Annotated in this window: 24 protein-coding genes; 13 read left to right on the top strand and 11 right to left on the bottom strand. The window is 38.6% G+C overall.

Going from position 1 to position 20,884, the window contains the following annotated elements; genetic code table 11:
- Positions 1 to 32: 32 nt before the first annotated feature.
- Positions 33 to 527 (bottom strand): MarR family winged helix-turn-helix transcriptional regulator, encoded by a 495-nt coding sequence (locus CYG50_RS08725; protein ID WP_102138552.1) that lies wholly within the window; start codon positions 525 to 527, stop codon positions 33 to 35.
- 84 nt (positions 528 to 611) lie between these two features.
- Here CYG50_RS08725 and CYG50_RS08730 point away from each other — a divergent pair, with 84 nt between their 5' ends.
- The 4 genes from CYG50_RS08730 to CYG50_RS08745 all read left to right on the top strand — a co-directional run bounded on the left by CYG50_RS08730 (position 612) and on the right by CYG50_RS08745 (position 4,341).
- Positions 612 to 1,493: an EamA family transporter gene (locus CYG50_RS08730; RefSeq protein WP_102138553.1), complete on the top strand. Its 882-nt coding sequence runs from the start codon at positions 612 to 614 to the stop codon at positions 1,491 to 1,493.
- A 134-nt stretch (positions 1,494 to 1,627) separates the two neighbouring features.
- Complete coding sequence (alkB, locus tag CYG50_RS08735) at positions 1,628 to 2,263, top strand: DNA oxidative demethylase AlkB (protein ID WP_102138554.1); 636 nt, start codon at positions 1,628 to 1,630, stop codon at positions 2,261 to 2,263.
- A gap of 194 nt (positions 2,264 to 2,457) precedes the next feature.
- Positions 2,458 to 3,483 (top strand): threonine aldolase family protein, encoded by a 1,026-nt coding sequence (locus CYG50_RS08740; protein WP_102138555.1) that lies wholly within the window; start codon positions 2,458 to 2,460, stop codon positions 3,481 to 3,483.
- A gap of 102 nt (positions 3,484 to 3,585) precedes the next feature.
- Positions 3,586 to 4,341, top strand: coding sequence for a DUF4184 family protein (locus tag CYG50_RS08745; RefSeq protein WP_102138556.1), 756 nt, complete (start codon positions 3,586 to 3,588; stop codon positions 4,339 to 4,341).
- On the opposite strand, the gene CYG50_RS08750 is transcribed toward CYG50_RS08745, so the two are convergent.
- Positions 4,338 to 4,925, bottom strand: a complete 588-nt coding sequence (locus CYG50_RS08750; protein WP_102138557.1) for a TetR/AcrR family transcriptional regulator — start codon at positions 4,923 to 4,925, stop codon at positions 4,338 to 4,340. The two genes, CYG50_RS08745 and CYG50_RS08750, sit on opposite strands and share 4 nt — an antisense overlap.
- Positions 4,926 to 5,036: 111 nt before the next feature.
- Here CYG50_RS08750 and CYG50_RS08755 point away from each other — a divergent pair, with 111 nt between their 5' ends.
- From CYG50_RS08755 to CYG50_RS08770, 4 genes are all read left to right on the top strand, one after another.
- Positions 5,037 to 6,254: an MFS transporter gene (locus CYG50_RS08755; protein ID WP_102138558.1), complete on the top strand. Its 1,218-nt coding sequence runs from the start codon at positions 5,037 to 5,039 to the stop codon at positions 6,252 to 6,254.
- Between the two features lie 64 nt (positions 6,255 to 6,318).
- Complete coding sequence (locus CYG50_RS08760; protein ID WP_102138559.1) at positions 6,319 to 6,810, top strand: GNAT family N-acetyltransferase; 492 nt, start codon at positions 6,319 to 6,321, stop codon at positions 6,808 to 6,810.
- 78 nt (positions 6,811 to 6,888) lie between these two features.
- Entirely contained in the window at positions 6,889 to 7,353 is a 465-nt protein-coding gene (locus tag CYG50_RS08765) for a YaiI/YqxD family protein (RefSeq protein ID WP_102138560.1), read from the top strand.
- A 106-nt stretch (positions 7,354 to 7,459) separates the two neighbouring features.
- Positions 7,460 to 8,113, top strand: a complete 654-nt coding sequence (locus CYG50_RS08770; RefSeq protein WP_102138561.1) for a LysE family transporter — start codon at positions 7,460 to 7,462, stop codon at positions 8,111 to 8,113.
- 83 nt (positions 8,114 to 8,196) lie between these two features.
- Here the strand turns inward: CYG50_RS08770 and mnmH are convergent, their stop codons facing one another.
- Complete coding sequence (gene mnmH, locus CYG50_RS08775; protein WP_102138562.1) at positions 8,197 to 9,285, bottom strand: tRNA 2-selenouridine(34) synthase MnmH; 1,089 nt, start codon at positions 9,283 to 9,285, stop codon at positions 8,197 to 8,199.
- A 156-nt stretch (positions 9,286 to 9,441) separates the two neighbouring features.
- Between mnmH and CYG50_RS08780 the strand changes: the two genes are divergently transcribed.
- Both CYG50_RS08780 and CYG50_RS08785 read left to right on the top strand, forming a co-directional pair.
- A complete protein-coding gene (locus CYG50_RS08780) occupies positions 9,442 to 9,705 on the top strand; it encodes a YjbD family protein (protein ID WP_102138563.1) in 264 nt (87 codons plus the stop codon).
- 82 nt (positions 9,706 to 9,787) lie between these two features.
- Complete coding sequence (locus CYG50_RS08785) at positions 9,788 to 10,321, top strand: beta/gamma crystallin family protein (protein WP_102138564.1); 534 nt, start codon at positions 9,788 to 9,790, stop codon at positions 10,319 to 10,321.
- A 24-nt stretch (positions 10,322 to 10,345) separates the two neighbouring features.
- On the opposite strand, the gene CYG50_RS08790 is transcribed toward CYG50_RS08785, so the two are convergent.
- Positions 10,346 to 11,074 carry a GntR family transcriptional regulator gene (locus CYG50_RS08790; protein ID WP_102138565.1) on the bottom strand — a complete coding sequence of 243 codons (729 nt, stop codon included), beginning with the start codon at positions 11,072 to 11,074 and terminating at the stop codon, positions 10,346 to 10,348.
- Positions 11,075 to 11,324: 250 nt separating this feature from the next.
- On the opposite strand from CYG50_RS08790, the gene CYG50_RS08795 reads away from it, so the two are divergent.
- The 3 genes from CYG50_RS08795 (at position 11,325) to CYG50_RS08805 (ending at position 14,220) form a co-directional block, all read left to right on the top strand.
- The gene (locus tag CYG50_RS08795) at positions 11,325 to 12,485 is read left to right on the top strand and encodes a mandelate racemase/muconate lactonizing enzyme family protein (protein ID WP_102138566.1); all 1,161 of its coding nucleotides are present in this window, start codon (positions 11,325 to 11,327) and stop codon (positions 12,483 to 12,485) included.
- A gap of 63 nt (positions 12,486 to 12,548) precedes the next feature.
- Positions 12,549 to 13,856, top strand: a complete 1,308-nt coding sequence (locus tag CYG50_RS08800) for an MFS transporter (protein ID WP_102138567.1) — start codon at positions 12,549 to 12,551, stop codon at positions 13,854 to 13,856.
- A gap of 34 nt (positions 13,857 to 13,890) precedes the next feature.
- Complete coding sequence (locus CYG50_RS08805; protein WP_102138568.1) at positions 13,891 to 14,220, top strand: cupin domain-containing protein; 330 nt, start codon at positions 13,891 to 13,893, stop codon at positions 14,218 to 14,220.
- 60 nt (positions 14,221 to 14,280) lie between these two features.
- Here CYG50_RS08805 and CYG50_RS08810 read toward each other — a convergent pair whose 3' ends face one another.
- From CYG50_RS08810 to CYG50_RS08840, 7 genes are all read right to left on the bottom strand, one after another.
- Complete coding sequence (locus tag CYG50_RS08810; protein WP_102138722.1) at positions 14,281 to 15,135, bottom strand: MrpH family fimbial adhesin; 855 nt, start codon at positions 15,133 to 15,135, stop codon at positions 14,281 to 14,283.
- A gap of 19 nt (positions 15,136 to 15,154) precedes the next feature.
- Positions 15,155 to 15,670, bottom strand: coding sequence for a fimbrial protein (locus CYG50_RS08815; RefSeq protein WP_102138569.1), 516 nt, complete (start codon positions 15,668 to 15,670; stop codon positions 15,155 to 15,157).
- A complete protein-coding gene (locus CYG50_RS08820) occupies positions 15,667 to 16,170 on the bottom strand; it encodes a fimbrial protein (protein WP_102138570.1) in 504 nt (167 codons plus the stop codon). The genes CYG50_RS08815 and CYG50_RS08820 overlap by 4 nt, the downstream gene beginning before the upstream one ends.
- 10 nt (positions 16,171 to 16,180) lie before the next feature.
- Positions 16,181 to 16,663 carry a fimbrial protein gene (locus CYG50_RS08825; protein ID WP_102138571.1) on the bottom strand — a complete coding sequence of 161 codons (483 nt, stop codon included), beginning with the start codon at positions 16,661 to 16,663 and terminating at the stop codon, positions 16,181 to 16,183.
- Between the two features lie 27 nt (positions 16,664 to 16,690).
- The gene (locus CYG50_RS08830; protein WP_311136308.1) at positions 16,691 to 17,425 is read right to left on the bottom strand and encodes a fimbria/pilus periplasmic chaperone; all 735 of its coding nucleotides are present in this window, start codon (positions 17,423 to 17,425) and stop codon (positions 16,691 to 16,693) included.
- A gap of 26 nt (positions 17,426 to 17,451) precedes the next feature.
- A complete protein-coding gene (locus CYG50_RS08835; RefSeq protein ID WP_232368171.1) occupies positions 17,452 to 19,926 on the bottom strand; it encodes a fimbria/pilus outer membrane usher protein in 2,475 nt (824 codons plus the stop codon).
- A 130-nt stretch (positions 19,927 to 20,056) separates the two neighbouring features.
- The gene (locus CYG50_RS08840) at positions 20,057 to 20,623 is read right to left on the bottom strand and encodes a fimbrial protein (RefSeq protein ID WP_102138572.1); all 567 of its coding nucleotides are present in this window, start codon (positions 20,621 to 20,623) and stop codon (positions 20,057 to 20,059) included.
- Positions 20,624 to 20,884 lie beyond the last annotated feature (261 nt).

The raw sequence follows: 20,884 nt of genomic DNA on the forward strand, positions 1-20,884 counted from the left end.
AGATCACTCCCTCATTATGTATCAACAGTGTGTTACTTCTCATTAGACTCAAATGACGCTAAGAATGTCCGCAGTAACTGATCTAATGCTTGTTGTTCTTTTTGCGATAATTTAGCAACGAGGCGGGCTTGGTTTTGTGTATGTGCTTCAATAAGTTGGTTGATTAGCGTTAAGCCTTCGGTTGTTAGTGAAACCAAAAAACCGCGGCCGTCATCAGGGTTGGCATGGCGGCTGACTAACCCCGCTTTTTCTAATTGGTCTATTCGGTTAGTCATTGTCCCCGATGTAACCATCAACGTTGAGAGCATTTCCCCTGGGCTTAGCGTATAGGGGGCTCCTGCACGGCGCAAAGTTGCAAGCACATCAAAACTTGAACGGTTAAGACCAAACTGAGCGAAGACCTTTTCCATTTCCCGAGTTAAGTGGTACGCGACATTACCCAACCGACCAATTAATCCCATTGGGCTAATATCGAGGTCAGGGCGTTCTCTTTCCCACTGTTGAGTGATTTTATCTATTCTATCCATAGGCAAATAATGGCGGTTATTTATCTTGACGTCAAGGTAAAATGCACATATCTTGACGTCAAGATAAACTGAAAGAGCAGAAATATGAATCGACTAACGGTTTTAGGGTTGACGGCATTAGCACCGATTGTGTGGGGAAGTACATACTTAGTGACAACAGAAATGTTACCCGCAGGGATACCATTAACATTGGCGGTATTGCGCGCTTTACCTGCAGGGTTGCTATTGATACTCGTGCTACGAAAACTACCTGAGGGTATTTGGTGGTTACGTGTAGTGATATTAGGTGTTTTAAATTTTTCTCTATTTTGGTGGTTATTGTTTATTGCTGCGTATCGCTTACCTGGTGGTGTGGCTGCAACGGTTGGCGCTGTACAGCCATTAATTGTTTTATTTTTAAGTCGTTGGTTGTTAAATAGCCGTTTATCACCAGTTTCTATTATGGCATCAATTGCAGGGGTATTCGGGGTGGCGATATTGCTTTTAACACCGAATGCAGCTTTAGATCCGCTAGGCATTATTGCAGGGTTAGCCGGCGCATTTTCAATGGCGGCGGGAACGGTATTAAGCCGCCGCTGGCAGCCACCCGTCAGTGCTTTAACCTTTACTTCATGGCAATTAACTGCGGGAGGGCTAGTTTTATTACCCTTTGCCATTGTGTTTGAGCCAGCTTTGCCAGCGTTGCCAGCGTTGAGTTCATTAAATTTAATTGGGTTGGGGTACTTAACGCTTATTGGTGGAGCATTAACTTATGCCTTATGGTTCCGTGGGCTTGCAATACTAGGCCCAAGTTCAGTTGCGTCTCTTGGGTTTTTAAGCCCTGTGAGTGCAGTAGTTTTGGGGTGGTTTTATCTCAACCAACAACTTAGCACCTTGCAATTTATTGGTATGATTGTCATTTTACTCAGCGTGTGGGCGAGCCAACGAGCGGAAACAAGAAAAGTGATTTTAACTTATCAACGTTAAAGTAAGCTCTGTAGGTTCCTCATTGCCTATAAGTTGTTCATTGCCTGTAAGTTGTTAACTAGATGCAATGAGCAACTTTTCCCTGTGTTAATATTCATTAGAGTATTCATGCGGTCTATAAATAAGTGGCTAATATGTTATTTCCTGATGAAGAAAATACGGTACAAATTGCACCAGAAGCTTTTTTACTCAAAGGGTTTTTACTGGGGCAAAGTGAGGCACTCTTGCAGTCATTAAGCAACGTTATTGCTGCTAACCCATTAAGGCACATGGCAACCCCAAATGGCTATCAAATGTCTGCAGCAATGACTAACTGTGGTGAGTGGGGCAGGGTAAGCGATGAGAAGGGATACCGCTATAGTAGGCGTGACCCTGTCACTAATGAACTATGGCAACCTATGCCTATTCCATTTGTTCAATTGGCAATTTCTGCAGCGAGCACCGCTGGCTTCGATCATTTTATCCCTGATGCCTGCTTAATTAACCGATATGCAGTTAGCGCTGCAATGTCATTGCACCAAGACAAAGACGAAGCCAATTTCACTCAGCCGATTGTCTCTTTTTCTTTAGGATTACCAGCCACCTTTGATTTTGGTGGGGCAACACGAGATGCGCCTAAAGTCGCTGTTTATTTAGAACATGGGGATGTTTTGGTCTGGGGAGGCCAGTCACGGCTGAATTATCATGGAGTACGTCGTATTAAACCAGGTGTACATCCGTTGTTAGGGCCTTATCGCTATAATTTGACGTTTAGGCGTTCTCAACCCTAAATTCACCTTTTACAGTATGCCGATTTATCAATTAAATAGACCATGAATGACTTAATATTTCATTTCAGTAGATTAAATAATATTAATCGTTAAATTTGGTATTTATATAGAAAAAATATCATTGAATAATAAATTGGATACACCTATAAATGATGATTATAAATTAATATAACTAGGTATTGGTAGGTAAGTGAATGTATAGCTTTTTAAATGATTATAATGAGATAGCCCACCCTGCAGTTATGCAGACTTTAAATGATTTATCAGGGAAACGTTTCAAAGGTTATGGCACTGATGAGGTTTGTAGCAGGGTCACGGCTCAAATTAGATTAAGGATTGGCCAACCTAGTGCTGATGTTCATTTCTTTAATGGCGGTACAATTACTAACCTGACAACGATTTCCCATGTATTACGACCTCACCAAGCGGTGATCACCGTGGAGAGTGGCCATATCGCAGTCCACGAAACGGGGGCAATTGAAGCGACAGGCCATAAAGTCATTACCATTGACTCACCATCAGGTAAATTAACCCCCGCACATATTACTAAAGTGTTATCTGAGCATGGTGATGAACATACTGTCCAGCCTAAGCTTGTTTATATCAGTAATTCAACCGAAATTGGCACTGTTTACCGTAAACAAGAGCTAGTTGCGCTACGCGAGATTTGTGACGCTCATAACTTACTGTTATTTATGGATGGTGCTCGCTTGTCTTCTGGTTTAATGTCGAAATATAGTGATTTAACCATTGAAGATGTCGCGAAATTGACCGACATTTTTTATATCGGTGGAACGAAAATAGGCGCATTAACTGGGGAGATCTTAGTGATTGTAAACCCCGCATTGCAATCAGATTTCCGTTTTAGTATTAAGCAAAAAGGTGGGTTACAAGCAAAAGGTTGGCTACTCGCTGCCCAGTTCGAGCCACTGTTTAATGATGATTTGTATTTTAAGTTGGGAAGCCACCTTAATGAGATGGCATCACAATTAGCTTCATTTTTTACCGAAAAGGGCTTCCAGTTTCTTGCGCCTGTAGAATCAAACCAAGTTTTTGTTATTTTTCCCAATGCATTGGCGAATAAATTATTAACGCACTACCAGTTAAGCTTAATTTGTAAGCCGACACCGGAAACCACCTGTATTCGCTTTTGTACCTCATGGTCAACAACTCAGCAAGATGTAGACAAATTAAAGCAGACTTTCCAAGCTTTACTTTAGGTAATTATCATCCCAATAAATATTTCCGATATTTCGCCTATATTTATTGGGTTTTATTTATCATGATGGCGGGATATTGATGACGTTAATGAGCAATTTGCCATGCCTTGGACTTTTTCCCATCCTGCGGTTGTTTTTCCGATTAAACAAAGTCGATTTGGGCGCTTTTTAAGCTTGCCTGCTTTAATTTTAGGCAGCTTAAGCCCAGATCTATTTTATTCAATGATGTGGTACTCGGCAGCGACTACGGCTCATGACTTGATAGGCTGGTTATATACTGGCTTACCATTATGTTTACTCATCACTATTTTTGTACAAAAAAGTGCTTTTTTTCTCCACTATGCTGTCCCATTTCCCCTAAAAAGCAGAAGTGTAAGCTCACTTCGACAATTCTGTATTGTCGTGCTTTCTTTTTATATTGGTGCCGCAAGCCATATTATCTGGGATGCTTTTACTCATCAGTCGGGGGCTTTTGTTCGGCACGCCGAATTCTTGCAGATTGTCGTATTTAACATGACAGATAGCCAAGAAATTGCTATTTATAAATTACTGCAACACCTTGGCTCTTTATTGGGGGCGTTGTACTTGTTGATAAAATACAAGCAGTTCTACCGCCGGCAATCTGCAGTTCAGCAGCTACGGTATGCGAAAAAGTTAATGGTATTGCTCAAGATTGCCATTATTTCAGCGTGTGTTTCCTTACCATTTGCTTATAATTTAGCCATGAAAGGGGATGTGCTTAGTTTTAATCGCTTTGTATATTTAGAACTGACACTGCTAGTGCCTGTTTTTTTTACAGCAAGTATATTGTTTGCACTGATAAAATATCAGCGCCAGCGAAAGGCAATGCAGAGTTAGCCTTTCGTGAGTAATAGCCCTGATAACATGATATCGATGGCAGCGATACTTTTCTTTAATCGCTGTTGGCTATCACCTTGTGAAATCCAATAGGCCGCTTCAGCGAGACCTCCATTAATCAAAAAAGCCAATGCGTGGGTATCAATATCTTTAATAATGTCTTTTTTGGCGAGCTCATAGAGTAAACGTTCAATCTGTTCGGTACATTGCAAGTTTGATTTAGCTAAGAAATCGCCTAATACGGCTTTCGCGTCACGAAAAATAATTTGTTGATATTCGGGCTCTAATGCCATTTCTAAGTAAGCATGACAGCGCTGACAAAAACTGTTCCATAGGTCTTCAGTATGGTGAGTAATTGCTTGTAAACGTGCATTCATTTGTGAGTCGATTTGCTCAACAACGGCAGTAAATAAGCCTTGTTTGTCGCCAAAGTGGTGGTAAAGGGCACCACGTGTGAGATTGACACTTGCTGCAACTTCATCCATTGAAGTTTCTGCATAACCAAGCCGGCTAAAGTGCTCTCGCGCTGTAGTTAGCAAATTCGCACGTGTTTCTGCCATTTGCGCTTGTGTTCTTCTTGCCATAAAAACTCTCTTACATACAGGGCGTATAATTATTTACATTCAATGTGTATGATTATATCATAATTATACATACACAAGGTATGTATAATTAAATTTCATATTGGAGCTCATATGATAGGTCGCTATCAGCAGTTATTTCAGGCAAAAGAAAACCAACGCTTTGTGATAGCAGGGTTACTGGCGCGTTTATCGTTACCGATGATGGGGATCGGGATCATTACCTTGTTAGCACAGCTAAAAGGGAGTTACACCTTGGCAGGGCTTGTTTCTGCAACTTTTGTATTAACGTATGCGCTGCTATCTCCACAAATTTCCCGTTTAGTGGATAAATATGGCCAATTTCGCGTCTTGCCAGTGGTGACTGTTATCAGTGTGCTCGGTGTGTTTATTATCATCATAACCACGTGGTTATCGTTACCGGATATCGGTTTATTTATTGGTGCATTGCTAACGGGTGCAATGCCCAGTATGTCGGCGATGGTCAGGGCAAGGTGGACTGCGCTGTACAAAAATCAACCCATATTACAAACGGCATATTCATTAGAAACTGTATTTGATGATGCCACTTTTATTGTTGGCCCTCCGTTGTCTGTCGGGATCACTGTCGCTTTATTTCCTCAAGCAGGCTTGCTGGTGGCAGCAGTTTTATTAACCGTGGGAATGGCTTTGTTTATTTCACAACGCAGTACTGAACCCAAAGTCGTAGCATCTGATCATCTTGTAATGCCGAATAAATCAATTATTTCAATGGTTGGGTTGCAGTTATTGATTGCATTGATGATTGCTTTAGGTGTGATTGTCGGCAGTGTGGATATTTTGAGTGTTACTTTGGCTCAATTACAACAGCAACCGGCGATGGCCAGTTTAGTGTTATCGGCCTATGCAGTCGGTTCATGTGCAATGGGGATTGTTTTTGGGGGGTTAACCTTTAACACGCCTTTGCCTCGCTTACTATTCCTCAGCGGCTTAATGACGTTTCTTTCTATTGTGCCGATGTGGTGGGTCGTCGGGGTTTATTCTCTATCTGTGGTGGTGTTCATTTCCGGGTTGTTCTTTGCCCCGACGATGATCATTGCAATGACATTAGTTGAGAAAATTGTTCCGCAAAATAAATTGACAGAAGGAATGACCTGGTTACTCGCTGGGTTAAATATTGGCGTTGCTATTGGCGCGATGTTAACGGGTAAAATGGTGGATACTTATGGCCCTTATGCCGGTTATGCTGTTGCGATATCTGGTGGTATTTTCGTTTTAATTTCAACATGGTTGAGTTACTTACGCGATAAAACCCAACAAAAAATAGCAGTTGAATGCGAAAATGGCCATTAAAAACAACGAAAAAATAAACCATGTAGTGATAAAATCATAAAAAATAATGTAATGAGGTAATCTAATGCATTCTCCTGTCTTTCGTGCCGCTACACTTGATGATGTCGACCGTTGTTATGCGATTGAAGTCGGATCCTATGAAGGGGATGAAGCCGCAACAAAAGAAAAGATAGCCACGTGGATCCAACAATATCCAGATGGTTTTTTATGTATGGAATTAGCAGGGGAAGTGATTGGCTTTATTAATTCAGGTTGTGCATGGGACGTTGTGATGTCCGATGAAGAATTTAAAGAGCTTATTGGACATGACCCACAAGCTCCAAATGTCGTCATTATGTCAGTGGTAGTACATCCCAAATACCAAGGTAAAGGGTATTCATCTTTACTGATGAAAGTGTTTATCAATTCTATGAGAGAAATGAATAAAGAAACAATTCATCTAATGTGCAAAGAACGTCATATCGATCTGTATAAGCATTTTGGCTACCAATATGTTAAACCGTCAGAATCTGACCATGGCGGAATGACGTGGCATGAAATGGTGATGAAACTGTAAAATCTATTTTCTTAAGCCTGTGATTTTGTTATCTGGTATCATATTTCATTATATATAATCACTATTTGGGAAGTCATAATGATAATTTGGGTTGATGCGGATGCATGTCCAAAAGTAATTAAAGAAGTTTTATACCGTGCGGCAGATAGAGAAAAAGTGCAAATAACATTTGTTGCAAACCAGCGTTTAACGGTACCACCATCACCTTTTTTAAAAACTTTGCAGGTGCCCGCGGGCTTTGATGTCGCGGATAATGAAATTGTATTGCGAGCTCAAAAAGATGACTTAGTGATCACAGCCGATATCCCTTTAGCCGCAGAGGTTATGGAAAAGGGCGCGAATGCATTAAATCCTCGAGGGGAACGTTATAGCGAAGCGACTATTCGTGAGCGTCTTAATATTCGTGACTTTATGGATACGATGAGAGCCAGTGGCATCCAAACGGGAGGGCCCGCAAGTTTAAACCAGAAAGACAGGCAGCAATTTGCCAATGAGTTAGATAAGTGGCTGTTACAACGTAAAAAAGCATTAGCGTCATCATAGGTCGGCACATTTTCTGATTGAAGCTCAGAAAATGTGCATAGCAAAACAGAATTACACTCTATACCGTGTCTATAATGGGTAACCTTAAATTTTTTGAAGAAAAATGATGGACCCATTACACAGCATTATCATCACACTTTTCTTATTTATACTGACCTTTTTTAATCCTGGGGCAAATTTGTTTATTGTGGTACAAACCACATTGAGCTCAGGTAAAAAAGCGGGGTTAACTTGTGGTTATGGCGTGGTGTTAGGCAATGCCATTTATTCAGGGCTCGGCTTATTTGGTCTGGTCACATTAATGGCGGAATTCGGCTCATTATTTTCAATCATTAAGATCCTTGGTGGCTTATATTTACTTTATTATGCAGTAAGTGTGTTCACTAATAAAACGCAACTCAATCTGTCCACCGAAAATACCATGGAACGTTTTCCTTCAGGTGTCTATTTTAGGCGGGGCTTGATTTCTGATTTATCAAACCCACAAACGGTTTTATTTTTTATGAGTATTTTCTCGACGACTATTTCGCCTTCAACACCACTATGGGCCAAGTTAGTCATTTGGATGGGTATTGTTATTGCGTCATTAATTTGGCGAATTATTTTATGCCAAACATTTTCTTTAACTTCTGTGCGTAGAACTTATTCACGGGTTCATAAAGTTGTCGGTAAAGGCGTTGGGGTAATTTTAGGGGCATTGGCAACAAGGCTGATTTACCAAGGTGTCAGCGAACTGGTTATAAAAAAATCACCGTTCTAAATTGATTAATGATAGATCCATTAATCAATAAAATAGCCTCAAACCCAATAAAATGAAGCTATTCACAGTAGAAAAATGACTGATTATTGATGGGTTAACCAATGTTCAACTTCTTGATAATTACCGCGAAAGACGATGCGCTGCTGTTTTTTACTCAACTGATAGCGATACATTGGGTCGTAATACTCATTCAACAATGGGACTAACCACGAAAAATGTGTTCGGGTATCGCCAGTTATTTTCTGGTCCGCTAAAGCAAGCTCAAGTAAATGAGTCAATTCGATTGTACGTTGTGATCCTAAACGTTTACGAATGGCAGACAAACCATGGTGCAGGTAGTCGCTATATTCCTGCCAACCGCGTTCAAAACCAAAAGCCGCTAAAAAGTCTTGAGTCATACGGTCAAAGTATTCATATTTTAAACGCTCAAGACGTAGTTCAAAAGGGTCGTCAATAATAGCGATGGGCGCTTTTTCCATTTGTGTACGTAGTTCAAGAGGTAGGCTATTTGCCCCAATGGCACGCCCTTCATCCTCCAGTACCCAGCGTTGGCAATGTTGAGCTTTTTTCAATAAGCTGACCGCTAAATAATTTTCAAAAGTGGCCTGTGAATACTGCTGTTGTAACGTACGGCCAAACGAAGAACCCCGATGATGCGCAAGACCTTCTAAATCAATTCCGTTTGCTAAGTGATGAACTAGGGCGGTTTTACCATTACCTGTACAGCCGCCCACTAAAATGATAGGGCGTTGCACCAATTCATTGACAGCATCAATTGCTGTTTGTCGTAATGTCTTATAACCACCGTTGATGAGAGGATATTCAATATCCACCTCTTTTAACCACGATTGCACGATATGTGACCGCATTCCTCCGCGCGCACAGCAAATATAGCCATGGGTATTTTTTTTACAGGCCTCTTTCCACGCAGTGACCCGAGCCATTTTAATGTCTCCACCGACAAGCTGGTGGCCTAGTTCAACGGCTTTCGCTGAACCTTGTTGTTTATAGCATGTACCGACTGCAGCGCGCTCATCATCATTCATCAAAGGCAGGTTAATGGCATTAGGCATTGACCCTTGCTGAAATTCGATAGGCGCTCTGACATCGATGAGTGGTGTGTCAGTGATTAAAATTTGGCGAATATTTTGCGAAGAAGTGGTTAATTCCATAATAACAGCGAGATTCTTTAAAGTTGCAATAGGATTACTATACTCTTAATCCCATTGCTTAGCATTAATGTTAGGTTTAAAAGGATGGTTAGTATTTTACTACTTAATGATGATATATTGTTGGTAGGTATTTTAATGTGAGTAAGGGGTAATACTATGAAGATGCTAACGATTCAAGAGATGACCGAAACTCAAAAAATCCAAGTACGTACTAGGCTCGCACAAGAAAGGAAAAAACTTGGCCGTGAATTAACAAATTCCGAGCAGAGCAAGGTAAGAAAACAAATTATTACCGAAATATCTCAAGAAGTCGAAAAACAAGCGAAAAAATTACGCGCAGAAAAGAAAAAAGATAAATTAGTTCCTAGTGATGCAAGTTACAGTTGGTCTTCTCAAAATCACAAAAGAGGGTATCGCTAATTTTTAATCAGAGTGTTCCGCTAGTGATTTGTATTAAGGAATTGTAATTTTATGCCATTCAAATCATTTAAAGACCTCAAAAATGAAAAAGATTGCGTTATTATTATTGTTATTCAGTAGCTTAACTGTCGCAAAATCCAATTATCATGGGAAACCATCCCGTAATGATTCTGTTGTTGTGCATGTTTGCGCTTTATCTCCTTTTTCTAATTTCTATGCAGAAGCTGCAATGTCTGAACAAACTGCGCGACACAAAACCTCTCGGCGTTGTGAATTAGGACAAGGGCAAGGCAGTATTTTCTGTAAAGCTCAAGATGCAAAATGCAGTACCAGCAAATTATCGTTTGGTGATCAATATATTGAAGAAAGTCTGATTGTCTACGCTAAATCGTGGCAAAAGGGCGATTATATTGAAGTATTTGATGATATTCCGTATCTTTCCCGCCACCATTTCGCAGATAAAATAGCTTCTTATACTATCCCTGATGGCTGGATGGTACGTTTTTACGAAGGCGATAATTATACTGGCAAATACCATACCGAAATGGGTGGTTCGCACAATACATTGGGCTATAGCCAAAAAACCCGCTCAATTAAAATTATTAAACGGCAATAACGTCAAAGGCCAGTGTGTCTGGCCTTATTGCTCTCTTTTTTTATCGACGGCCTGATTGAAATTAACTTTTTTATTTTGATTGCGGATATGCTCTTTAATTTCTTTTTCTAAAAGTGGTAAATCACCCGTACAAATTTTATCCAGCAACACATGGTGTTCTTGGGTAATTTCTTCCATTGGCTTAGTGAATGTTGATATGCCAATAATAATAGTGAGCTGTTTTGCTACATTTTCCCATAACGACGTTAATGTTTTATTGCCGCTTAGTTCACACAATGTACGGTGAAAATGGACATCACTGAGGGAGAAAAGATAGTTATCCTCGAGTGTCGCAGCTTTGGTCATTTGGTTAATACATTCGGTTAGTTCGTCAATGCATTGCTTATCTAAATGCTTTTTCTGAGAAATAAACCTTCTAATAGCATGTAATTCTAATAAGACCCGTACTTCGATAAGCTCATCAAGGCGTTCTTCCGAAACTGGAGCCATACGAATACCTTTAAAAGGCTCATTGATAACAATACCTTGGCTTTCGAGAACTCGAAGGGCTTCCCTAACAGGAACTCGACTTACGTTCATTTTTTCCGCAATTTCTTTCTCGACAATACGATCACCAGGCAAAATATAGCCACGTGTGGCGGCTTCAACTAACCTGTCAACCACATCGTCAGTCAGTGTTCTTGCTTTAATAGGCTGCCAGTAATCATTTTTTGCCGTCCCACCTAAAAAAAGGTTTTTTTTACTATCAGTCATCGTAAATGCCTATAAAATTTTTATTAATCAAATAGTAATGATTTTAGATATTCAAATTTTGTTCTAATAAAATTATCACATCATCAAATCATAGACCACAAAAAACATAGAAATAACAGTCATACGTTATTTAGACCAAACTCGATTCAGATCACAATTAGAACGATTGAATATTGTATACAATCTTACAATCTAGTTTAATGCACCCAATTGATAAGCCGTTATTGAAAGAAAAGTGAAGGAAAAAATGATGGATAAACGATTGGAAGACATAAAAATTACTGAGATTGTTGCAGTTCCACTATTTGGAGAAAGCCCTAAGGGGGGCTGGTCAAATGAAATAAAACCAGAAGATCCCATTCATGCCATCATTGCGGTTCATACTGACGCAGGTATTACAGGCTATGGCAGTGTATTTACTGATGGTCGCTTGGTTGAGGCGGCTATCCCAGTGCTAGCTTCTTTATGTATTGGTGAAAGCGCATTACAACCAGAGCGAGTATCTGAAAAGTTAAGACAGAATACTTTTTGGATGGGTCGTGGAGGAACTCTTACACACACAATTAGCGGGATCGACATTGCACTGTGGGATATTTTAGGTAAAGCAACAGGGCTGCCGGTGAGTACGCTATTAGGTGGTAACTATAGGTCAAAAGTCCAACCTTACTGTTCGTTGCTGATGGAAAAACCAGATGTTATGCACAAGGTGATCCTAGAATATAAATCATTAGGATTTAAAGCATTTAAAATAGGTTGGGGACCTTTTGGCCGCTGTAATGATCAACAATTAGACCGTGCAATTGTCGAAGCTGCAAGGGATGCTGCAGGGCAAGATTCCCAACTATTTGTTGATGCAGGAGCGAGCGATGCATATTGGCCGAATGGCTTAAAATGGGCAATCCAAACCTCACATATGTTAGCTGAATATCAGGTGGGTTGGTTTGAAGAAGCTTTGCGGCCTGATGATATTGAAGATTTCAAAGTACTGCGTAAAGAGAGCCCTGTAGCGATTGCTGGTGGTGAAGTATTGACTCGCCGTCAGGCTTTTTTGCCATGGTTATCGCAAGGAGCGTTTGATATTGTTCAGCCGGATGTGACGAAGGTAGGCGGAATTTCTGAACAACGCCGAATCGCGTGGCTAGCGGATGAGTTTGGCGTGAAATATGTTGGCCATGGCTGGAATACCGCAATGGGGCTTGCTGCTGATTTACAAATGGCGGCCGCTTTCCCACAAGTGGATTATGTCGAATTTATTGGTGGTAGCCAATATATTGATGGCATCGTTAAAACGCCTTTCAAAGTTGATGAACAAGGGTACCTCACAATACCGAATACACCAGGTCTGGGTATTGAATTGGATATCGAGAAACTCGCTAAATTCACGATAAATCCTGAACGTTTATTTAAGTAACTAAAGTTATTAGCCAGAAAGAAACATCTTTCTGGCCTCCATTTATATAAAGGTCTGGTTACTATGAAATATAAAAATAAAGGTACAAAAGTCAGATTTTCGATAGCAATTTTAATGACACTCGCAATTGTTATTAATTATCTTGATAGAACGGTGATGTCAGCAGCAGCACCAACGATCTCTGCAGAGTTACAAATATCCCCAGAAATGATGGGGTGGATTATGTCTGCCTTTTTTCTTAGTTATGCTCTTTGCCAAATTCCGGCTGGCTTTATTGCAGATAAATATGGACAAAGAAGAACATTGGCAGGGTCTGTATTATGGTGGTCACTAGCTACCGCAGCAACAGCATTAGCTAAAACACCGTTGAGTTTTATTTCAACGCGTATTTTAATGGGAATGGGAGAGGCAGGGGCTTATCCGTGTAATAGTGGTATTGCAGCAAAATGGTTCCCGGATAGAGAACGCGGTAGGATCACGGCATTATTTGATAGTGGCTCAAAATTTGGTACTGCTTTTGCTATGCCATTAGTGGTGTGGATTATTGCTAAATGGGGTTGGGAAGCGGCATTTATTATTTGTGGAGCCCTCGGTATTATTTGGGTATTTGCTTGGCTTAAGGTTTATCACGATCCTGAACAACACCCTAAAATTAGTGCTGAAGAACTTGCTTATATTAGAGAAGGACAAGTTAAAAAAGAGGGTATCGATAATATCCAACCAATGAAATGGTACCAATTAATTCGCTATCGTAATGTTCAAGCAATGTGTATTGGTTTTTTCATGTTGGATTATGCTATCTATTTCTTTATTACTTGGTTTCCCGCTTATTTAATGATGGAGCGGGGGATGAGCCTTGAAGAAATGGGTTTTGCAGCAATGCTTCCACCATTATGTGGTATTGCAGGGCAATGGTTGGGCGGTTGGGTTACTGACTATTTATTTATCAAATATAATAATGTCAGTCTTGCACGTAAAATTCCGATTGTAGGGGGAATGTTAATTGCCACGAGTATTGCATTTTCAGGTTTAGTTGAATCAGTTACGCTAATGATGACATTATTATGTTTATCTTACGCAGCTCTTGCATTTGCCGCATCTGCCATTTGGTCTTTACCAGGAGATGTTGCCCCACGCAATATGACTTCAGTATTAGGTGGCATGCAAAGTGCCGTATCTAATTGCGGTGGAATATTAGGCCCAATAGTGACAGGGTATATTATTGCAGCTACGGGATCATTTATATGGGCCTTAATTGTTTCTGGGATTGCTTGTGCTATCGGAGCTTTGGTTTATTTAATTATGTTAAGAGATATTAAGCCTATTGTTCCCATCGAAAGCAATGAAGAAAAGTGCATTAATATAAAATAAATAACCGCAGAACAAAAACGTTGGAATTCAAGTAATGTTTATTTTCGATAAGACTATAAATGCCAAGAATATTTCGCTTGGAACATCACGGAAAATATTTCTTGGTAGTGAAAACATGATGATAGCAAAGGTATTGCTAACAACAGGAACAGTTGGTGAACTACATGAACATCCTCACGAACAGATGAGTTATATCGTATCTGGCTCATTTAATTACCGTGTTGGTTTAATAGAAAATAGAGTCAATAGTGGTGATGTTATTTATATTCCATCTAATGAAAAACACCAATGTGAATGTTTAGAGAGCGGGGAAATATTAGATATATTTGTCCCGATGAGAAAGGACTTTCTTATAGAGAATTAAAATTTTTCACTGTATTATCAAGCGGCAACGTTCTGTTAGCCGCTTTTCTTCATTTATTGATTATGGTATTTCAACAGATAAAAGGAATATTCCTGAATATTCATTTGGTGGAATATCTTTTGTTTTAATTAATTGGCTAGAAACCTGAAACTGTTTTTGGCTAAATGCATCAACATGTAGCGTTGTTTCAGGAGAACCATCAATATTAATTTCTGATTCCAGGCCATCGGCAATAAATATAACATTATCGCCATCAAGCCCAGCTATCGCTGTAATTTTTACATCTGTTGTTTCTGTACAGCTCACTCGAAAATCAGTAGATACCTTATTACCATTTAGTGAGCTATTAGATAATGTGCCATGATCTAAATAATCAGGCCCTTCAATGTTACAGTTAATATTAGTTGGAGTTAATGGAGAGCACAAGATAATTGGATTGTTCGCTGTTTGTGCTATTTGCATCTTTTGTCGATATAAGATCCCTAAATTAAAACAGAAGCCTACTCCTGGCTTTCTTGGGTAAAACTGCCAACGGCCTTGTATTTTTCTATTCAATAAATTGCCTTTTTCTAGCGCTCTGGCAACCTCGCTAAAGGTGACGGGTTTTTCATCCCAGGAATTTCTTTCAGTCAATCTAACGGAATGGGTATCAAAACTGACAATGTGCGAGTTTCCTGCACCATAGCTACCATCAGCATAGGTTCCCCATGAACCGAGTTCAATGTCACAAGGGCAGGAACCAGAAGCCTGCATGGCCATTGGACGATTATCATGTTCTAGATCACCACGTAGAATATACCTAGCTTCGATCCATGCACCATAATCAGCAACGAACTCACCTTGAGCAGCAAATTCGGCATGAGCACCTTTTAAAGGTGAAACAAGCAGTAAAATAGCAAAAATAAATTTTTTCATAATATTCTTATAAAATGTGTTATTCATAATAAATATTAAAAGTTGTTGTAGCTGTGAAGTCACCAAGCTGAATACTTTTATTATTAATAGCGTCCTCTTCAGCTAAAATATAGGCTTTAAAGGCAATGATGGTGGGAAAACCATTTTTAGTATCTATTTGTAATGGATAATGTTCATTTAATTGTACTTCACCATGCTCATTCATTAATTTGATGCCATAGCCTGCACTTCCGTTATCGCTATCAATTGCTACAGCACCTTTGATATTAGAGTTTTCGATTCCAGTGAAAGCCATCGAGTAGGAGAAGTCAGGTAAATATTCACAGTCAGAGAGAGTGATATCAAATGGTTGCATGACATCTTTTTTTTTGTAGAGATCTTTATCACTGATTTCATTAAAAGGTACAACTAAATCGGAGTCACTATTAATATTGCAGGGTATGGCATTCCTCAGTACACCTGAAAAATTAACTTGGTCGGCTGATACGATATTTGCCGTTAAAAAACACAGTAGGGTAAATACTTGTTTTTTCATTGGTATGCTACCGTTAGTGTGGCATTTGCAGTAAATGCTCCTGCGTGTACACGTGCTGAGCTTGAACTGCTCTTCACTAAGCTGGCTTTTAGGTCTGGCGTATCGTGATCTGAATGATAAGTATATGAAAAATCTGAATTTATCTTTAATGAATTAGAACCTTGATAAAGTTGTAATGCGATATCATCTTGCTCATTAATTGCTAATAGGTCTTTGTCAAAATCAGAGGGCGCCCCATCAAAGCTAAAAATGACATCAGTTCCAGACGAAATTCCATTGCATTCCCATTCAAAATCAATGTCTTGAATGTAGGTTTTCCCATCTTTTGTGGGCACGAGAGCTACAACTAAGTCATCCCCAAAATCAATATCAATAGGGCGGTTATTGTTGATAACACAAGGCACGCCCTCAATTAAACGCCCACTAAAATTAACGGGTACTGCCGATGCCGTATTTATTACGATGATAAATAACGGTAATAAAAAGTGTCTTGTTCTCATAATAAATATCCTAGTGGTATCCCACAGTAAGTGTCGCGGCCGTAGAAAACTCGCCACCAACAGGTCGAATTCCATTTGCTAAAGCTAATTCAGCAGTTAAGGCAGGTAAGTTTGAGTCATTATCTATGTAATAACGACTTCCTATCACCATAGGTTTATTATCAATAAATAATTTGATATTAAGCCCAGGTGTATCTGCGACATCAAGGCTGTTTGCTGTTTCACCTTGAACACCATCAAAAATAAGATATAGTTCATCAAAATTAGAATCGCAATATAAGTCATAATCAATGACTTCTATGTACTTCCCAGAATCTATTTGAGATATGACAATATCATCACCAAAATCCACAAAAATTGCTTCATTATCGTTTAAAACACAACCACCGGATAACACATTCACTTTTACTGTTACAAATTTGCCATCAGCCCATGCATAGAGCGATATAAATAACAATAAACTGAAGCATAGAAACTTTGATATTTTAAACATTATGTTACCCATCTTTTGTAAAGAGTATTACTTTATTTGTTGTGTTTGGCATTGGGTTGCTGAACAGTTATAGGGTAAATAGACTTGGCCACCATAGTCGTTGATATAATTAATAATAGGGGCTGTTCCGAGTTGTTCGGCACTAATTGATAATTTTTTCTCTGCAAAAGGTTCGACATCGGTTACTGTAAAACCCGCTAATTTTTCTGCCGATTGGCTCTTTTTAATGCTATTTAAAATAATAAAGTAGGGTGTTGGGTTTTTTGCATAAACACCATCACTTTTTTTAATCAAGATAAGCTTGTTTTGCCATGGAGAATTTCTCATTTCGGTTGAATCCATGACTAGTGAAGCAGGGCGATAAAATAATTTGACTCGTGTTTGAAGTGCAATTTGTAATACATTACTTTTTTTACTTGTTGGTGGAATTTCTCGTAAATTAAAGAAAAATAAACTTTCTCTATCCTGAGGTAATTTGCCTATATCAGGTAAAGATTCAATACGTAGTTGACTTGTTTGTCCTGCGTTTATACGTTGGATGGGTGGTAATATAGTGAAGTAAGATGTGAGTTTGTCACCTTTAGCATCCTGTAGCCACCCTTGGGCTAAATAAGGTAACTGAGGGTTTTTGTTACTTACAGTTAATGACACTGAGTTATTATTTCCATCAAAAATAATTCTGGTTCTGTCCATTGAAATAGCTGAATACGCCTGAGCTGCCATTAAACTACTTAATAAAAAAACGGATATTTTTTTCATCATGATTGATTACCTTCAATGAGTTTTTATTAATTACAGGATAATAATAATTTGTCATAAACATTGTGTTCTTCAATATTTTCTGGAAATTGAATTACACACTCAGAACCTTGCCATGAAACATTCATTGTCTCTCCAGCACGGATCCCTCCAATATATGCCTCACCTTGGTCACCAATAATACCAGTAACCTTTCCATCTTTATTCTTAATATCTGAGGCAAAAGGTGGATAGCTACCATCTTTTAGTCGTACTACCGTCATTAATTTTAAACCATATATGACATCAAAGTTGCGGTAACCAATTGCACCCTCTGTTAACGTCGATTGTGTTACTGATTCAGCAACTTCAACATTCTTAGGGAGTTGGTTAATATCGATAACTAAGTTACTTTTATAGTAGCTATTTAAATCAGGCACAATTGCTGTGCCAAAATAATTGGAACGTATATGGCTACCATTATATTTAATAGGAACGTCTTTAACACCGTTTGTATCAACAATAATACGGGTTCCGCCTAATGCAGTGATAGGGTGGAAACCAGATCCATAACTTGTTAATGTCATTCCACCTTGCAATGTCGATGAAACATTTATTGAACTATTACTAATATAGTTAAAACTTGAATTAAAATCAGTATTGTTCCCTTTATGGGAATAATATCCACTAAGTAAAGCACTATGCCTGTTGTTACCGACACTGAGAGAAGCGTTATTTTTTGTATCAATTCGGGTATTTGCGGTCAGTTTATTTGTATTGTCATTCTTTCCGTTATACGTTGAGTAGTTAATGTTTGTTCCACTGGAGAAAGGAACTGAAATACTCATGTATGCACCGTTATCACGGTAACTCTGCATTTTACTGCTAAAAATATTAATGGATAGGCCGACATTACTAAACATATCGGTATCTGAGTACTTTGAAAATGTTAGGTTATATCGATGACTATTTGGCCTATTCCAATAAGTCTGGTGGTTATAGCTTAAATTCATCGATGAACGCCAATCAGTAAAATTTTTACTCATTGAAGCGGTATACAAGTTTTTATTAAAGCCAGTGTAAATAAATTCGTGGTCATTATTATAATTAATGAAGTCTGCCATGGTCATAAACTCACGGTCAATGACTCTCTGTGTCGATAACATCAACTGGCTATTTTGTTCTTGAATGCTTTTATAATAATCGATTTTAATCGATTTCCCTTTATGTGTTGATTCAGAATTTATTGATGAAATAGATTGAGTTAAAGAGGTTGATACTGCACCAAATTGAGATAAGTCGCGACCAATACCAATAGAAAAAGCATTGTAGTCATGACTATTTATTGCTCCCCCAAAAAGAGACCAACCATTATTTACCCCCAAAGATATTTCACTCTGCGCAAATAGGTCGCCATCAACATGGTGCCTTAAATCTGTTGGTCTACCTGTACTTATTTTATAACGAATCGTTCCGGGGCGAGACAAAAAGGGGACATTTGTCGCTTCAACTTCGAATTCCGAGATGCGCCCATCACTTTCTTCAACTACTACTTGTAAGGTTCCTGAAATACCACTATTCAGGCTTTGAATTCTAAATGGCCCTGCGGGTACTAGACTTTCATAAATAATGCGCCCATCTTGGCTGATTTTAACAATCGCATTTGTTTCTGCAAAGCCAGTGACTTCTGGAGCATAAGAGCGTAGATTGGGTGGAAGCATATTGTCATCAGATCGCAGAGCTATACCTGTATATTTAAAGCTATCAAACAAATCGGACTGTAAATAATCTTCACCAACAATTAGTTTTGCTTTTAAGCCTCTTACTGCACGGTATGCATAAATATTATTCCACTTTAGCTCTTTTAAATCATCAGCTTTATTGGTTTGAATATGGTTATAGGTTCCTTGCCAGTGCCCACGAATTCGCCAACTATTTAAATTAGCGCCAATAACACCTAACCCTGAAAGATATATTGCATCGTTTGTATAGTTGTTGCCAAGGCTATGATTATATTGCGATGTCAAGCTGTAATCCGAAATAACGCCAGTGATACCATCTTCCCAGCGTGAGGCAGGCTCCCAATCAAATGTTGAATACTCTTGGTACATTTTGGGAATATTGATTGTTAATGAGTTATTTGATAGCTCAGGTTTTGCAGTCATTCCCGATAAGCTCGCTATGGATAAGCAGGTTAGCTCATCGACTTTTTGCCATTCCAATGAACTTAATGCTGATTTATTGAGGTTGAATTTTTCAACAATATCAGGGGTTAAGCAAGCTTCTGATTTTTCACCATCTAAGCTTACAATATGGATTTTTTCTTCGGGCAAGTGTGTGTTATTGATATAAATTTTTAACGGATAAACGCCAGGAACAATATATAAATCACGAGAGAATACCGCTAAGTTGATGTTTTCTCTATCTTCGGCATTCAAAATATTAATGTTGAATTGAATATCATCTTCATCCGCAAATGAGATGAAACTGTGTAATATGATAAATGACAAAATTACTTTTTTCATAATAGCAGCGTAATTTTTTTCAAAAAGCACAGAAAATATCATGTTATTTTTCTTCATTCTAATGCCTTTATCTTATTAAGCTGAGGCAACGAGTTGTCATTACCTCAGCTTATTGCTATCGATAATTAAATTAATTATATGAAAGCACGAAATCTGTTACTGCTTGGAACTCGCCAGGTACAATTTCCACTGGACCTTGTTGACCCGTTGGAGTACCTAAACCTTTAACGTATGCCGCAAACTGCAATGTGTTCGTTTGCTCTTGTAATTTATGACTAGAATTAGTGGTTTCATTTAAAACGATAGGTGAGTTATTGCTATCTACTATTTGAATTCCTGCACCTGAAGCCGTTCCAGTAATTGCTAATAATGACTTTGGATCATTTGTTGCAGCGGCACCGCTAAAAGTGACATTAACGGATTGCTCAGTTTCTAACGTACAATCAATTAATTTAATATCAAACATTACTGGTGAAGATTGACCATCTGATTTGCCATTATTACTTAATACAGAATCAGCAACCTGGCCTAAATCTACTGTTTGGTCTAATGATGCTGGATCAATAGAGCAGGGGGCACTAATAATACTTCCGGTGAATGTAACTTTACCACTACCATGATTAATAGGAGCAGAAAAAGCACTAAAGCTTATTAAACTTGTCAATGCTATACTTATAACTGACTTTGTAAGTTTCATAGGTAATTCCTCTAGTAAATATAAAAAATGGATTTTAATAAAATATAGAATCATCTCTTTAATCAGGGAAAGAATAGAATTAATAACTATCATTTGGCTAATCGGTATGTATAAATAGTATACATACACCAATGCTAAGTAAAGGCAGTGTCTCCTATTAAAATTGTATTTTTTGATAGGTTATTATTCATTTCTTCTAAAAAATATCCAGTGTGAATTAAAATTATCTTTTAAATCAAATTGTTAATTATTTTTATAAAT

This window comes from Providencia huaxiensis (assembly GCF_002843235.3).
Classification (GTDB): domain Bacteria; phylum Pseudomonadota; class Gammaproteobacteria; order Enterobacterales; family Enterobacteriaceae; genus Providencia; species Providencia huaxiensis.

Bases quoted from the DNA above. Each gene is read 5' to 3' on its own strand.
- alkB (WP_102138554.1), top strand. From the start codon at position 1,628: ATGTTATTTCCTGATGAAGAAAATACGGTACAAATTGCACCAGAAGCT.
- CYG50_RS08760 (WP_102138559.1), top strand. From the start codon at position 6,319: ATGCATTCTCCTGTCTTTCGTGCCGCTACACTTGATGATGTCGACCGT.
- CYG50_RS08770 (WP_102138561.1), top strand. From the start codon at position 7,460: ATGGACCCATTACACAGCATTATCATCACACTTTTCTTATTTATACTG.
- CYG50_RS08785 (WP_102138564.1), top strand. From the start codon at position 9,788: ATGAAAAAGATTGCGTTATTATTATTGTTATTCAGTAGCTTAACTGTC.
- CYG50_RS08780 (WP_102138563.1), top strand. From the start codon at position 9,442: ATGAAGATGCTAACGATTCAAGAGATGACCGAAACTCAAAAAATCCAA.
- CYG50_RS08820 (WP_102138570.1), bottom strand. From the start codon at position 16,170: ATGAGAACAAGACACTTTTTATTACCGTTATTTATCATCGTAATAAAT.
- CYG50_RS08725 (WP_102138552.1), bottom strand. From the start codon at position 527: ATGGATAGAATAGATAAAATCACTCAACAGTGGGAAAGAGAACGCCCT.
- CYG50_RS08830 (WP_311136308.1), bottom strand. From the start codon at position 17,425: ATGATGAAAAAAATATCCGTTTTTTTATTAAGTAGTTTAATGGCAGCT.
- CYG50_RS08750 (WP_102138557.1), bottom strand. From the start codon at position 4,925: ATGGCAAGAAGAACACAAGCGCAAATGGCAGAAACACGTGCGAATTTG.
- CYG50_RS08805 (WP_102138568.1), top strand. From the start codon at position 13,891: ATGTTTATTTTCGATAAGACTATAAATGCCAAGAATATTTCGCTTGGA.
- CYG50_RS08765 (WP_102138560.1), top strand. From the start codon at position 6,889: ATGATAATTTGGGTTGATGCGGATGCATGTCCAAAAGTAATTAAAGAA.
- CYG50_RS08815 (WP_102138569.1), bottom strand. From the start codon at position 15,670: ATGAAAAAACAAGTATTTACCCTACTGTGTTTTTTAACGGCAAATATC.
- CYG50_RS08800 (WP_102138567.1), top strand. From the start codon at position 12,549: ATGAAATATAAAAATAAAGGTACAAAAGTCAGATTTTCGATAGCAATT.
- CYG50_RS08755 (WP_102138558.1), top strand. From the start codon at position 5,037: ATGATAGGTCGCTATCAGCAGTTATTTCAGGCAAAAGAAAACCAACGC.
- CYG50_RS08795 (WP_102138566.1), top strand. From the start codon at position 11,325: ATGGATAAACGATTGGAAGACATAAAAATTACTGAGATTGTTGCAGTT.
- CYG50_RS08730 (WP_102138553.1), top strand. From the start codon at position 612: ATGAATCGACTAACGGTTTTAGGGTTGACGGCATTAGCACCGATTGTG.
- CYG50_RS08810 (WP_102138722.1), bottom strand. From the start codon at position 15,135: ATGAAAAAATTTATTTTTGCTATTTTACTGCTTGTTTCACCTTTAAAA.
- CYG50_RS08740 (WP_102138555.1), top strand. From the start codon at position 2,458: ATGTATAGCTTTTTAAATGATTATAATGAGATAGCCCACCCTGCAGTT.
- CYG50_RS08825 (WP_102138571.1), bottom strand. From the start codon at position 16,663: ATGTTTAAAATATCAAAGTTTCTATGCTTCAGTTTATTGTTATTTATA.
- CYG50_RS08840 (WP_102138572.1), bottom strand. From the start codon at position 20,623: ATGAAACTTACAAAGTCAGTTATAAGTATAGCATTGACAAGTTTAATA.
- mnmH (WP_102138562.1), bottom strand. From the start codon at position 9,285: ATGGAATTAACCACTTCTTCGCAAAATATTCGCCAAATTTTAATCACT.
- CYG50_RS08790 (WP_102138565.1), bottom strand. From the start codon at position 11,074: ATGACTGATAGTAAAAAAAACCTTTTTTTAGGTGGGACGGCAAAAAAT.
- CYG50_RS08835 (WP_232368171.1), bottom strand. From the start codon at position 19,926: ATGAAAAAAGTAATTTTGTCATTTATCATATTACACAGTTTCATCTCA.
- CYG50_RS08745 (WP_102138556.1), top strand. From the start codon at position 3,586: ATGCCTTGGACTTTTTCCCATCCTGCGGTTGTTTTTCCGATTAAACAA.